This window comes from Halorubrum orientale (assembly GCF_059623105.1).
This window is the reverse complement of sequence record NZ_JBSPSR010000004.1, coordinates 333189-345465: the sequence shown is the minus strand read 5'-3', so window position 1 is coordinate 345465 and position 12277 is coordinate 333189. Positions and strand designations below refer to the sequence as shown.

The 12277-nt window shown below is 66.1% G+C and carries 12 protein-coding genes; 4 read left to right on the top strand and 8 right to left on the bottom strand.

The window, feature by feature from the left end; genetic code table 11:
• Positions 1 to 55: 55 nt before the first annotated feature.
• Entirely contained in the window at positions 56 to 1846 is a 1791-nt protein-coding gene (locus ACWUI7_RS06615; protein WP_496641422.1) for an L-aspartate oxidase, read from the top strand.
• A 30-nt stretch (positions 1847 to 1876) separates the two neighbouring features.
• On the opposite strand, the gene ACWUI7_RS06610 is transcribed toward ACWUI7_RS06615, so the two are convergent.
• From ACWUI7_RS06610 to serB, 4 genes are read right to left on the bottom strand one after another with little or no spacing between them, the layout of a single operon-like run.
• Positions 1877 to 2143: a DUF7861 family protein gene (locus ACWUI7_RS06610; protein WP_496641421.1), complete on the bottom strand. Its 267-nt coding sequence runs from the start codon at positions 2141 to 2143 to the stop codon at positions 1877 to 1879.
• Between the two features lie 41 nt (positions 2144 to 2184).
• Positions 2185 to 3309: a Brp/Blh family beta-carotene 15,15'-dioxygenase gene (locus ACWUI7_RS06605; protein WP_496641420.1), complete on the bottom strand. Its 1125-nt coding sequence runs from the start codon at positions 3307 to 3309 to the stop codon at positions 2185 to 2187.
• The gene (locus ACWUI7_RS06600; protein ID WP_496641419.1) at positions 3302 to 4159 is read right to left on the bottom strand and encodes a lycopene cyclase domain-containing protein; all 858 of its coding nucleotides are present in this window, start codon (positions 4157 to 4159) and stop codon (positions 3302 to 3304) included. Before ACWUI7_RS06600 ends, ACWUI7_RS06605 begins: the two co-directional genes overlap by 8 nt.
• Positions 4160 to 4218: 59 nt before the next feature.
• The gene (gene serB, locus ACWUI7_RS06595; RefSeq protein ID WP_496641418.1) at positions 4219 to 4866 is read right to left on the bottom strand and encodes a phosphoserine phosphatase SerB; all 648 of its coding nucleotides are present in this window, start codon (positions 4864 to 4866) and stop codon (positions 4219 to 4221) included.
• Between the two features lie 86 nt (positions 4867 to 4952).
• Between serB and ACWUI7_RS06590 the strand changes: the two genes are divergently transcribed.
• A complete protein-coding gene (locus ACWUI7_RS06590) occupies positions 4953 to 5531 on the top strand; it encodes a 2'-5' RNA ligase family protein (protein ID WP_496641417.1) in 579 nt (192 codons plus the stop codon).
• A 27-nt stretch (positions 5532 to 5558) separates the two neighbouring features.
• Here ACWUI7_RS06590 and ACWUI7_RS06585 read toward each other — a convergent pair whose 3' ends face one another.
• Both ACWUI7_RS06585 and ACWUI7_RS06580 read right to left on the bottom strand, forming a co-directional pair.
• The gene (locus tag ACWUI7_RS06585) at positions 5559 to 5750 is read right to left on the bottom strand and encodes a hypothetical protein (RefSeq protein ID WP_496641416.1); all 192 of its coding nucleotides are present in this window, start codon (positions 5748 to 5750) and stop codon (positions 5559 to 5561) included.
• A gap of 4 nt (positions 5751 to 5754) precedes the next feature.
• Positions 5755 to 7149 (bottom strand): cytochrome P450, encoded by a 1395-nt coding sequence (locus ACWUI7_RS06580; protein ID WP_496641415.1) that lies wholly within the window; start codon positions 7147 to 7149, stop codon positions 5755 to 5757.
• 155 nt (positions 7150 to 7304) lie between these two features.
• On the opposite strand from ACWUI7_RS06580, the gene ACWUI7_RS06575 reads away from it, so the two are divergent.
• Positions 7305 to 9092 carry an excinuclease ABC subunit C gene (locus ACWUI7_RS06575; protein WP_496641414.1) on the top strand — a complete coding sequence of 596 codons (1788 nt, stop codon included), beginning with the start codon at positions 7305 to 7307 and terminating at the stop codon, positions 9090 to 9092.
• A 124-nt stretch (positions 9093 to 9216) separates the two neighbouring features.
• On the opposite strand, the gene ahbB is transcribed toward ACWUI7_RS06575, so the two are convergent.
• The gene (gene ahbB / locus ACWUI7_RS06570) at positions 9217 to 10281 is read right to left on the bottom strand and encodes a siroheme decarboxylase subunit beta (RefSeq protein WP_496641413.1); all 1065 of its coding nucleotides are present in this window, start codon (positions 10279 to 10281) and stop codon (positions 9217 to 9219) included.
• Positions 10282 to 10819: 538 nt separating this feature from the next.
• On the bottom strand, positions 10820 to 10978 hold the full coding sequence (locus ACWUI7_RS06565) for a DUF7317 family protein (protein ID WP_496641412.1): 159 nt from the start codon (positions 10976 to 10978) through the stop codon (positions 10820 to 10822).
• Between the two features lie 216 nt (positions 10979 to 11194).
• Between ACWUI7_RS06565 and ACWUI7_RS06560 the strand changes: the two genes are divergently transcribed.
• The gene (locus ACWUI7_RS06560; protein WP_496641411.1) at positions 11195 to 12277 is read left to right on the top strand and encodes an anthranilate phosphoribosyltransferase; all 1083 of its coding nucleotides are present in this window, start codon (positions 11195 to 11197) and stop codon (positions 12275 to 12277) included.

Sequence of the window (12277 nt, the reverse complement as noted above, 5' to 3'; positions counted from 1 at the left end):
CAACCTCGCGTGCGCGTGCGCGAGGCTTAACCGTCCGCGGTGTCACCAGTTATCTATGCCCGAATCAACGGCTGAAGCCGCGGGCGAGTCGATCAAATACGAGCGCACGGATGTCTCCGTGCTCGTCGTCGGTGCCGGCGCAGCCGGCGCTAGAGCCGCCATCGAACTCACCGAGCGTGGCGTCGACGACGTGCTCGTGTTGGGTAAGCGCGGCCACGGCGACGCACACACTACGTGGGCGCGCGGCGGGATCAACGGGGCACTCGGTACCCACGACCCCGAAGACTCTCCCGCGATCCACGCGGCCGATACGCTCAACGAGGGCCACCTGATCAACGACCCGGCGCTAGTCGAGACGGTAACCGAGCAGATGCCGGCGCGACTCCGCGAGCTCGACGAGTGGGGGATGGACTACTCGCGGACCGACGACGGTGCCGTCGACCAGCGATACTTCGGTGCACAGTCATTCCGGCGGACCGCCTTCGCGGGTGACCACACCGGCGAGTCGCTCCTCGACACCCTCGTCGACCGCGCCCAGTCGCTGTCGATCCCGTACCGCGAGAACGTGATGATCACGAAGCTCGTCGCCGACGGCGACGCGGTGTACGGCGCGGTCGGCTTCGACATGGACACCGGCACGTTCCAGCTATTTAACGCAGGCACTGTCGTGCTCGCCGCCGGCGGTCACGCGGCAATATACAACCGACACACCTCGCGCGACGATGAGAACAACGGCGACGGCGCGGCGCTGGCGTACGACGCGGGTGCGACCCTGATGGACATGGCGTTCATCCAGTTCCACCCCACTGGCATGGCCGTCGACGAGACCGACCCCGAGTGGGAGCCATGGAGCGGCCGGCTCGTGACCGAGGCGGTCCGCGGCGAAGGCGGCCGGCTCTTCAACGCCGAAGGCGAGCGCTTCATGCGTCGGTACTCGCCCGACCAGATGGAACTCGACGCCCGCGACGTGGTCGCGCGGTCAATCGCTGAGGAGGTCGCTGCGGGCCGTGGCACCGAAAATGGGGGGGTCTACCTCGATATCTCACACCGCGACGCGGACTTCATCCGTGAGCGGCTCCCCCGTATGTACGAGCGCTTCCAAGAGCTCGGCGTCGACATGGCTCGCGAACCCGTTGAGGTCGCACCGACCTCTCACTACGGGATGGGCGGCGTCGCGGTCGACGAGACCGGTGAGACCGGCGTCAACGACCTCTTTGCGATCGGCGAGACGATGGCGGGCGTCCACGGCGCGAACCGCCTCGGTGGCAACTCGCTCGCCGAGACGGTTGCGTTCGGTGTCGTCGCCGGCGAGACAGTCGCTGACCGCGTCGACGGCCCAGGAGAGATTCCAGCCGACCTGCTTGACACCCTCGTCGACCCGCACCTCGCGGACCTCGTGTCGACGGCGAACCGCGACGGCGACGAAGACGTTGAGGCCGTCCTCGCCGCGCTCCGTGACACAATGTGGGAGCACGCAGGTATCCTTCGCGACGAGGAGTCGCTCCGCGCCGGCCTCGACGCACTCGAAGAGATCCGCGAGCGCGCAAACGACCTCGACGTCGGACCAGTCATGAGTGAGTCGTACGAGTTCGCGATCGATCTCGGGTTTTCACTTACGGCCGCTGAGGCGGTCCTGCGTGGCGCGCTCGAACGCGACGAGTCACGGGGCGCACACTACCGAACCGACCACCCAGAGACGGACGAGGCGTGGCGGCGTAACGTTACGATCGAGCGCGCCGACATCGGTGGAATGGCGCTCTCGACGGAGCCGGTCGACGAGCCGAGCGCGGCCGTCCAAGCGGCCCTCGATGAGGGCCACGAGCTCGACTACCACCAGCTCGAGTAGCGACAGCACCATCGAGTAGCGGCCCGCGCCTTATTCGCCGCGCACGCGGTACCACACCCGCTCGCCGACCGGCGACTCGTCGGCTTCGAGGTTTAGTCGCCGCACGAAGAGGTCGCGTACTGCGAGCGTGACGACGAGGTCGACAGGCTCGTCCGACACTGGTGCCGCTTCGGTCGACGCTGGTCGCACCGTTACCACCGCATGACCGTCCCGTTCTGCGATCGCTTCGATCCGGCCGACCGTCCAGCGGTCCACGTGGTGGCTCGGTTCTCGTGCGTGTATCCGGTCGTGGGGCACGGCCGATACTCGGTGCTCACGAATACAAACCTGTGGGTCGGTCACCGCGTCGACTGCCACACGCGCTGTTGTCCGTCGAGCCACGCCACCACCGCGACGTGCGGGAGCGTCATCGCCGCGATAGCGACGAGCGAGACGCCGAGGACATCGCCCGGTGCGGCGACGCCCGATGGAACCGCGAGACCGACGCCACCCACCACGAGGAAGCCACCGAGCGTGAGCGGGGCGGCGTCGCGCGCGAACCGTCGCAGTGCGCCCCGCACGTCGCGGTCGGCCAACGCCTCTGTGGCGGCTACGTCGACGAGTGCCAGCCGACCGACGTGCCGCAGCGCGTGCCACGCCGCGAAGTATACGCCGACCGCGAACACCGGCGCGGCGAGCAGGAACCACGTCCACAGCGTCGCCGTCTCGCCGACGTCTCGCAGCCACCCTCGTCGGCTCGCGCCAGCACGGACCTGCCGGTAGCCGAGGCCGACCGACACGAGTGTCGCGCCCGCCATCGATGCACCGACTGCGATCCGGGTCGCCGGCACGAAGAGGGGGTCGACGGCGGCGGCCGCGTCGGCGACGAACAGCCCGACGACCCACTCGGTCACCACCCGGTACTCGTTTGGGTGTGCAAGCAGCGGCACACCCATCGGGAGACCGCCGCGTACGACGAGCGTCAGTACCCGCGTTGCGGGCGTCCGTAGGTGCTCGACGCCCGCGACGACAAGCGCGGCGACGTCGCCTTGTCCCCAGTGGACCCAGGTGAGTGCGATGAACCCCACAAACGCCGTAACCGGGGCGGTGAAGAACGCGACGACGACTGCCCCACCGAGCACCGCGTAGACGACCGAGACGACTACGATCGACCGCCGAAGCGACGCGTCACTCGCTCGAAGCGGCATAAGGTGGTCGACTGCGCCGTGTGCCATTCCGACGACGAGCGTTCCGAGTGCGAACGTTGCGACACCCACCTCGACAGGAAGCAGCGGGGTGAGCGCGCCGAGTGGGAGAAGCACAGCGAGCGCCATCGCCGGGTACCGGGCGAACCAGCGGTCGGCGACAGCGAGTGCGGTCTCGTCGCGGGTCGACGTGCCACCACGGTGACGGCTCGCGACCGGATCACCCGTGGAAGAGCGGTCGGTCACGCCCTCGGGCGATCGAACCGACGACTCAGTCATCGCTCGGATCGATCTCTTCTGTGTCGGCGTCTCGTTCTAGTCCGGCCGAACCAGACTCGTTCGATCCCGAGCGGTCGGCCGCACCGGCTGGGGTCGTCCCGACCGACGACGGCGCGGTCCGCCGGTCGTTCCAGTCGAGGACCCACTCGAACAACACGAGTCCGTTCACCGTCATCAGGTTCGCGGAGGTGAAAAAGAGCATCTCCTCGATCGGGAGCCCGAGGACGGCGACCCCGGTGGTGAGCTCACTTGAGAGATACCACGTGCCCATGCCGATCGCGATCCGGTCGACGATCCAGAAGTAGACGGCCGGCACGAACGTCACGGTCAGCCACACGCGAGGTGTCCGTGCGAGGTAGCCGCCACCGACGCCCCACTGGAGTGCGAGCACGGGACCCACCCAAGCGAGCAGTCCACCCAAGTAAAGGTACGACGGGTCGCTGAAGACGAGCCACAGACCGATCGGCACCATCGCGATCCCGATGGCGACCCCGGCGATACGCGGCCCCCAGTCGAAATCACCGGGGCGAAATGCCGGATCGAAATCGAATATGTACAGGGCGAACGCGGCGATTATCGTCTGGATAGCGAAAAAGAGGTACTCGCCGAGTGGGATCGACAGCGCCCGCACGAACACCGCGCCGTCGGCGTACCCCCACGCGCCGCGGCGGATCATGTAACTGATCCACGGTGTGGTGTACGCGTACGCGATGGCGACGAGGATCGCGATGCCGAGTGTCGCGCGGCGCCTGCGGACCCTGTCGTACCGCGGCGCGAGGTACCAAAGGAGCGCGAGCAGCGGGAGCGTGAACACCACGTGGAACTGGAGGTACGTCAGGGTCGGAATCATCCCCGCCTCCGCGTGATGACGACCATATTCATTGGTTTGCTCCGACCCCGATTAAGCGTTTAGGACTCCGCCGAGAGTACGCCGTGTGCTTCGAACACCCGCTCAAGCCGGTACATCGAGGCGACGACCGCGTCACAGACGGGCCTGACGGCTGGCTTCGGGAGGAACCCGACGGCGAGCCCGGCCACCTCCAGCATCGGCAGGTCGTTCGCTCCGTCACCGACAGCGGTCGTCACCGCGAGCGGCGCGCCGAGTTCGGCTGCAAGCTCCTCCAGTGCGTCGTCTTTTGTCCCCTCGATGAGGGGCCCCTCGGCACCGCCGGTGAGTGCCCCGTTTGCGACTGGCAGCCGATTTGCGACGATTGTGTCTGCCTCGACGCCCTCGCGCGCGAGCGCAGCCTCAACGCCGCGTTCGAACCCTCCGGTAAGCACGGCGACGTGATGGCCGGCGTCGCGGAGCCGTGCGATCAGTGCTCCCGCCCCCGGTCGGAGTCGAACCGCGTCGAACGCGTCTGTCACCAGGTCGTCGTCGAGCCCCGAAAGCAGCTCGGCACGCTGATAGAGACTCTCGGCGTAGCTGAGTTCGTCATTCATCGCCCGCTCTGTGATCGCAGCCACCTCGTCGGCGACGCCTGCCCGCTCGGCGAGCAGGACCGTCATCTCCGAGTCAGAGAGCGTTCCGTCGAAGTCGAACGCGATGAGGCGCATGCCGGAGCATCGACCCCGAGCGGTTTGTACCCGTCTACTCGCTGCGACGCCGACGGAGCTTTCTCTTCGTCGCCCGAGCGTTCGCCGTGTTCAGCCTCAACGTTCCGCTTCCCCCAGCTGTCGATCGGCTCGGATCTGCGATCGCCGATAGCTCAGCCTCGCCCAGCCGGCTCCGGACGCGACACACGCTCGTGTGCAAGCGATTTGCCGACGGCGACGTCCCCGATCCGGCCGAGCTCCCCGGTGTTGCTGGCGCCTCCAACTCGATCGATACGCCGTCTCCACCCAGAGAGGCCGCCCTCAAGCGACTGTGTGTAACCCTCCGCTCACACCTCGCGTCGACCGACCCGTTTGACCTCGCGCTTACCAGTGTCGACGCGTTCGAGACGCCCGCGTCTGGTGCCGGGCCGGTCGTCTACCTCGCTGTCGAGAGCCCGCCGCTCGTCCGACTCCATCGCCGGCTCTGCGCCGCGTTCGGTGCTGCTGACGGTGTCGAAGGAGACGCGTACGTCCCGCATGTGACGCTCGCTCGCGGCACCGACCCAACGGCAGTGCGCGACGCACTCGGTGCCGACTTCGGGGCAACTCCGGTTCGCTGGCGTGCGGACGCGCTCACCGTCTACGACGCGCAGTTTCGTGAGGTCGCGGCGACGCTCGCGCTGTGAACAGCCCCTGGAACCGTCCCACCCCGCTCACCGCTCGTCGACGTCAACCGCGTGGTGAGGACCGACGGGACCGTGCGTCGGACACACGCCGGCGATCGGGGTCGCGTTGAGACAACACGCTCGTTGCTCGCTCGTCACCAGCCCGTGCACGAGCTGGGCTCCACAGCGTCGACAGAACGTGGCCTCGCTGTCTGCCCGTCGCTCTTTTTCACTCTCCATCGGCTCACCGCTCGGCGACACGCATCGGCACCGGATGGTCGGGGTGCATCGTCAACGACCCTCGCAGCGAGAGCTCCGGGCCCTCGTACTCGAGTGCGTACGACGAGCAGACACACGCGAGGATGAGCTTCGCCTCGAGCAGCGAGAACGCCTTGCCGATGCAGTGGCGTGGCCCCCCGCCGAACGGGAAGTACGCGAACCGTGGGCGTTCGCTGCGTCGCTTCGGCGTCCACCGGTCGGGGTCGAACGTCTCTGGGTCGTCGTACCACCGCGGTGACCGATGGACGACCCACTGTGAGAGCATCAGCGCGGACCCCTCCGGGATGCGGTAGCCGTCGACGCGGACGTCGAGTTTCGGCTCGCGGAACATCGTGTAGACGGGCGGGTACATCCGCATCGACTCGGTGAGGACCCGCTCTGTGTACGCCATTTCGCGCACGTCGCTCGCATCCGGCGGCCCGTCGGCCGTGGCGGCTGCGGCCTCCGCCTCAACGCGCTTGCGAACCTCGGGGTGTTTCGAGAGCAGGTAGAACGTGTACGTAAGCGCGAGTGCGGTGGTGTCGTGTCCAGCGAGCAGCATCGTCACCAGCTCGTCGCGGAGGTTCTTATCCGTCTGCTCACCCCGGTCGCGGGCGCGCAACAGGACGGATAGCAGGTCCATCGGCACGTCGGCGTCCGGGTCACCTGCTGGACCGCGAACCGAGACGCCGTCCTCGCCTGCGGGGTCGACGGACGGATCGCGTTCGGTCCCTCGCCGTCGGTCGACGATCCCGTCTATCACCCCTTCGAGCGTCTCAATGCTCTCGGTGAACGCCCGGTTCTCTCGGGTCGGCACCCAGTTCGGGATCAGGTAGCGACGCGGGTCCGGCTCGAAGCGGGCCCCGAGCGGCTCGAGGTGTTCTTGGACGGTCTTTACCTCTTCGTCGGTGACGTCGGTGCCGAACATCGCCGAGACGATGATCCGTACAGTGAGCCGCGCCACCTCGAGCTGGACGTCAACGACGTCGCCAGGCTCCCAGCCGTCGAGTTGTGTCGCCGTGTGGTCCACCATCGTCCCCGCAAGCGCCCCAATACGCTGGGTGTGAAACGAGGGGTTCGCCAGGCCGCGTTGTTGTCGCCAAGTATCACCCTCACTCAACAACAGCCCGTCACCGAGCAGCGTGGTAATGGCGTCGTCACCGAAGTTCGGCTTCCGATACCGAGCCGCATCACCGACGAGCACGCGCTCGATGTCGTTGGGATTCGTGAGCATGTACGTCTCTCGGGGCCCGAGATCGAACCGCACCACGTCGCCGTAGCTGTCGGCACACGCGCGCATGAACGAGAACGGGTCGTCGGCAAATTGCCGACCGTTACCGAAGAGCGGGTCCCCGATGGGCCCGGGCGGCGTCACAGACATACGATTACTGGGGACCGAATGAGGTTAAACGTTCGGCGGTGCCGGACGACTCACCCCGCTTTCCCGTTGGTCATTCGGGTGGTGTAGCGTTCGGTGCACCGAGTCCGTGTGTCCGCCCGTAGCGTTCAAACGCGTCGGGCGGCTATCCTGGATCGATGGACGCCGATGAGGTGCGCGTGCGCGCCGCCGACCTCCCAACGGAGCCTGGCGTGTACCAGTTCCGAACCGGGGAGACGACGCTGTACGTCGGCAAGGCGGTCGACCTCTGTAACCGAGTGCGGTCGTACGCTGACCCGCGGTCTGGGCGTATCCGAGGCATGGTCGAGCGCGCCTCGCGGATCGAGTTTGCCGTCACAGACACTGAAACGCAGGCGCTCCTGCTTGAGGCGAACCTCATCAAGCGGCTCCAACCGCGGTACAACGTCCGGCTGAAAGACGACAAATCGTATCCGCTTGTCGCGTTCACCGACCACCCCGTTCCACGGATAGAAGTGACACGTGACCCCGACGCCGGCGCCGTTGCGTACGGCCCATTCACCGACAAGGGTAGCGTCGAGACGGTGGTGAAGGCAATTCGTGACGAGTACGGCCTGCGTGGCTGCTCGGACCACAAGTACGCCGACCGAAACCGCCCATGTCTCGACTACGAAATGGGCATCTGTACGGCTCCGTGCACCGGTGAGATCGACCCCGAAGCGTACACAGAGGATGTGAGGGCTGCCAAACGGTTCTTCGACGGCGAGACCGGTGTCCTCGCCGACCCGCTTCGGCGCCGTATGGAGGCCGCCGCGGAGCGTGCCGAGTTCGAACGCGCTGCGAACCTCCGTGACCGGATTCACGCTGTCGAGGCGTTTCACGGTGATGGCGGCGAGGCCGTGAGTAGTCGCTCCGACGACCGAACCGTCGACGTGCTTGCCGCAGCTGTCGAAGGCGATGTGGCTCGCGTGGCACGGCTCCACAGCGAGCGCGGTCAGCTCGTCGACCGCAGCCGACATCGGCTCGACGCACCAGCGGTCGAGGCGGCTGGCGACGGCGGTGAGACGTCACTTGCCGACACCGACGGCGGAGCTTCGAGTACACCTGCTGCGGTGCTCTCGGCGTTTCTCACCCAGTACTACGCCGAACGGGCGTTTCCAGACGCGGTGTTGCTAGCAGAGCGACCGACCGATCCTGACGTGGTCGACTGGCTCGAAGCAGCGGGTGTCGCGGTTCGGGTTCCAGGTGCAGGACGTGAGGCCAAGCTCGTTGAGCTGGCGCTCAAGAACGCTCGCAAGCGGGGGGGTCGAGACGACCCGGTCGGGGCACTCGGCGACCGGCTCGGCCTCGACCGCCCGACACGGATCGAGGGGTTCGACGTGAGCCACGCGTCCGGCACCGCTGTCGTCGGGTCGAACGTCTGTTTCGTCGATGGGAGCGCCGAGACGAGGGCGTACCGTCGGAAGAAGCTCACCGAGCGCAACGATGACTACGCCAATATGCGCGAGCTAGTTCGGTGGCGGGCGGCCCGCGCCACCGAGGGCCGTGACGACAGACCGGACCCCGACCTGCTGTTGATCGACGGTGGCGACGGCCAACTTGGTGCGGCGCGTGACGCTCTCGCGGCCGCCGGCTGGGACGTGCCGGTCGTCGCCCTCGCGAAAGCCGAGGAGCTCGTCATCACCTCGGACGGGCCACGCCGATGGCCGGACGACGCCTCGGCACTCCACCTGCTCCAGCGAGTTCGTGACGAAGCACACCGGTTTGCGGTCCAGTACCACCAGCGCGTTCGTGATGAGGTGAAGACGGTGCTTGATGACGTTCCTGGCGTCGGCCCAGCGACCCGGACACGGCTGCTCCGTCGGTTCGGCTCCGTCGAGAACGTCCGGCGGGCCTCCGTCGACGACCTCTGTGATGTCGACGGCGTCGGCGAAACGACGGCCGAACGGCTCCAAAGTCGCTTGTAGTGGCGAACAGGCGGCATCCATCTCCCGAGACGACTGCCGCACTCCCGTCTCCCGTCTCGGGTCGCTCGTCAGCGCACGACGACGGTGGCTGCGGTATCGAATATAAACCGTCGCTTCGTGGTGGTTAGTCGGCTCGTCCTTCGGCGACGAGCGAGTCGTACTGCGCCCCGGTCTGTTTCAGCGTCTCCGTCGAGTAGAGTCGCTCGTGGTCGAACGGCAGGTGCTCGGCCGCGAGCTCGTCGATCTTCGCGTCGACCGCGTTAGCCTCGCGGCCGTGGATCATCGTGAAGAGATTGTACGGCCACGACTGGTCGGGTCGGCGCGGGCGGTGGTAACACAGCGTGACGTACGGGAGGCTGCCGACGGCCTCTCCGCGGGCGTCGAGCTCCTCGTCAGGGACGTCCCAGACGACCATACAGTTGTTCCTAAAGCCGGTGACGATGTGATTGACGACACAGCCGATCCGTTTGATACAGCCGTCGTTCCGAAGCCGCTCGACGGCGGCGAGGACGTCGTTGACGTCGGCGTCAATATCGGCGGCCACGTCGGCGTACGGCGTCGCCGACAGTGGGAAGCCGTCTTGGATCGCCACCAGTAGGTCGGCCTCAAGCGGGGTGAGGTCGCCGCGGGCGTCCTCGGCTATCCGCGTCGCCGAGACCGGCGTCTCCTCGAGCGATTCGCGGGCGAACCGGTCGGCGTTTACAACCGGGAACTCAAGGTCGATGTAGTAGTCCGTGAGCATCGGGAGGTTCAACACCGTACAGCCGGTTTCTGATTCGATTTCTGCGAGGATCGCATCGCGCCGCCGTCTCGATCCCGCGGTGACGACGAACCACTGGTTCCACTCGTGGTCCCGGCGATAGTTGTGGTTCACCTGTCGGTAGCCGTTGATGACGTCTGCGACCGCGTCGAACCGGTCCGCAGGTGCTTTTACCGCCGCGAGCGTCGACGAGCCGATAACAGGTGGGTTGAGCACCGCGCCGAACCGGCGGAACACGCCCGCCTCACGTAGCGCCTCGACTCGGGCGAGCATCTCTGCGGCGTTGAGGGTAGCTCCCGTCTCTGCGCCAATGTCTTCTGCGAGTCGTTCGAACGGCCGCGTTTCGACCGGAAAGTCACTCTGGTACTCATCGATGAGTACCGCGTCGACCGCGTCGATCTGGGCCCGCCAGTCGGCGTCAAGACTCATTTGTCTACATCAGGTGACGAGTGTACCTACCGGTTTCGCTGACGGTACCAGTGTGACCGATGAGCCGAATCGCGACCGACTCAGCCCAGCACGACATCGCTCCCTCCCAGTGGTGACGGTAGTCGCGCAACTGGTCGGTTCACCTCACCTAGGTGTGTCCCACACCCCACATTACGGTGGCGCGCGCCTCGCGGGCCGCGACAGCGTGCCCGCGAGCGCGTGCGAGGGATGAGCGAGGTGCCGGAGGCACCGACGCGAATCGGCTGGGGAGGGTGTGGCGGTAATTGGTGTCCGTGTATCGCGGAATCGTACTGGTCACACCAACGACGCCTCTGTCGTATCGCGAATCGGCTGGGGAGGGTGTAGTTGAAAAGAGTGTCCGGGTGCCGCACGGTCGTCTTGGTCACACAGCTACCGCTAGACGTGTATGGAGAGGGTGTATCGACCAGTGTCCAACCATCGCGGTATCGTGTTCATCACACCCGTCTACCGCCCCGAAACCAATCGGCTTGAACGGTCGGCACCTCGTCGCGCTCGCTCAGTCGTCGGATGCGTGTGAATCCGCTGGTGGCGCAAACGCCTCGGCGCTGGCTTCCAGTTCCGACACCGAACACCCACCGATCGTCGCCGCCTGTTCGAGGGTCAGTGTACGAGCACGATACAGTGTCAACGCAGTGGCCACGGATTTGGACGTCATTGGGTACACCCACCAGTTGTATGGACATTCATATAATAGTATCGGAAATTACTGTGTACCACACCTACTATCTAGCGCGTATACAACCGATCGTCGTTCTATATTCTCGCAGGGTGCCGGAATGTCACAATATGTGTGTTAGTCACATACCGCATTCGTTCCCGAGAAACGAGACTCGAGCGGGAGGCTTTTTGTTCGAGGAGTTGAATAAATGCTATGGCGCAAGCGACGCAGGAATTCGGCGACTGGCCGCTGAAGCGGCTGATGACCGAGGTGTGCGGTTCCGGACACAAGTCCGCAGACGACCTCACGCGCGCGCAGGCGACGGAGGCGTTCGAACGAATTCTCGCCGGGGAGCCGGACCCGACGACACTCGGAGCGTTCTGGCTCTCGAACCGCTGGAAGCGCAACACGCCCGAAGAGCTTGGCGCGTACGTCGACGTGATGTGTGACCGCGTCGAGTATGCTGAGCCCGACGTCGACCCCGTCGACTGCGGGGCGAACTACGACGGTAAGGGTCGAACTGCTATCCTTGGTGTCGCCGCCGGCGCGGTTGCGGCCGCCGCGGGCACCCCAGTCGTCGTCCACTCCGGCGACCGTGTTCCGACCCAGAAACAGGACGCGTACAAACACGTTCTCGACGAGCTTGGGGTCGCAACGGAGTTGACGCCGCGTGACTCGGCGGCGATGGTCGACGAGACCGGCTTCGGATTTTACTACCAGCCTGCGTTCAACCCCGAGGTCGACGCGCTTTTCGACCGCCGCGATCAGATGGGCGTCCGGACGTTCCTCAACACCATCGAGACGCTGGCGAACCCGGCCGGGGCGTCCGTCCACCTCGGCTCGTTTTATCACCTCGCGTTCGCAAAGAAGGTGGTCGACACGTTCACCGAGAGTACGTTTCACGACCTCGACCGCGTGTTGATGTTCCAGGGTATGGAGGGATACGACGACGTCCGGCCCGGCTACACGAAGGTCGCAGAGTGGACCGCCGGCGCGGGCGGGAGCGACGCCGCGACCTTCGACGACTTCGACATCGAGACTGCCGCCTACGGGATGGATCTCGAAGAAGAAGACCTCGCGGTCGACGACGTCGCCGGCGACTCAGCCGCGATTACGGAGGCCGTCCTCACGGGCGAGCGAGACGGGCCGTTCGCCGACGCGGTCGCGCTCAACGCAGCCCTCCGCATCTACGCTCGCGAAGACGTCGACTCGATCGACGACGGCATCGAGGCCGCCCGCGCGGCCATCGACGACGGCTCGGCACACGACGTGCTCGAATCGCTCCGGACCTTCTAG

Excerpts from the sequence above, each read along its gene's own strand:
- ACWUI7_RS06615 (WP_496641422.1), top strand. The coding sequence starts at position 56 with ATGCCCGAATCAACGGCTGAAGCCGCGGGCGAGTCGATCAAATACGAG.
- ACWUI7_RS06605 (WP_496641420.1), bottom strand. The coding sequence starts at position 3,309 with ATGACTGAGTCGTCGGTTCGATCGCCCGAGGGCGTGACCGACCGCTCT.
- ACWUI7_RS06600 (WP_496641419.1), bottom strand. The coding sequence starts at position 4,159 with ATGATTCCGACCCTGACGTACCTCCAGTTCCACGTGGTGTTCACGCTC.
- serB (WP_496641418.1), bottom strand. The coding sequence starts at position 4,866 with ATGCGCCTCATCGCGTTCGACTTCGACGGAACGCTCTCTGACTCGGAG.
- ACWUI7_RS06585 (WP_496641416.1), bottom strand. The coding sequence starts at position 5,750 with ATGGAGAGTGAAAAAGAGCGACGGGCAGACAGCGAGGCCACGTTCTGT.
- ACWUI7_RS06580 (WP_496641415.1), bottom strand. The coding sequence starts at position 7,149 with ATGTCTGTGACGCCGCCCGGGCCCATCGGGGACCCGCTCTTCGGTAAC.
- ACWUI7_RS06575 (WP_496641414.1), top strand. The coding sequence starts at position 7,305 with ATGGACGCCGATGAGGTGCGCGTGCGCGCCGCCGACCTCCCAACGGAG.
- ahbB (WP_496641413.1), bottom strand. The coding sequence starts at position 10,281 with ATGAGTCTTGACGCCGACTGGCGGGCCCAGATCGACGCGGTCGACGCG.
- ACWUI7_RS06565 (WP_496641412.1), bottom strand. The coding sequence starts at position 10,978 with ATGACGTCCAAATCCGTGGCCACTGCGTTGACACTGTATCGTGCTCGT.
- ACWUI7_RS06560 (WP_496641411.1), top strand. The coding sequence starts at position 11,195 with ATGGCGCAAGCGACGCAGGAATTCGGCGACTGGCCGCTGAAGCGGCTG.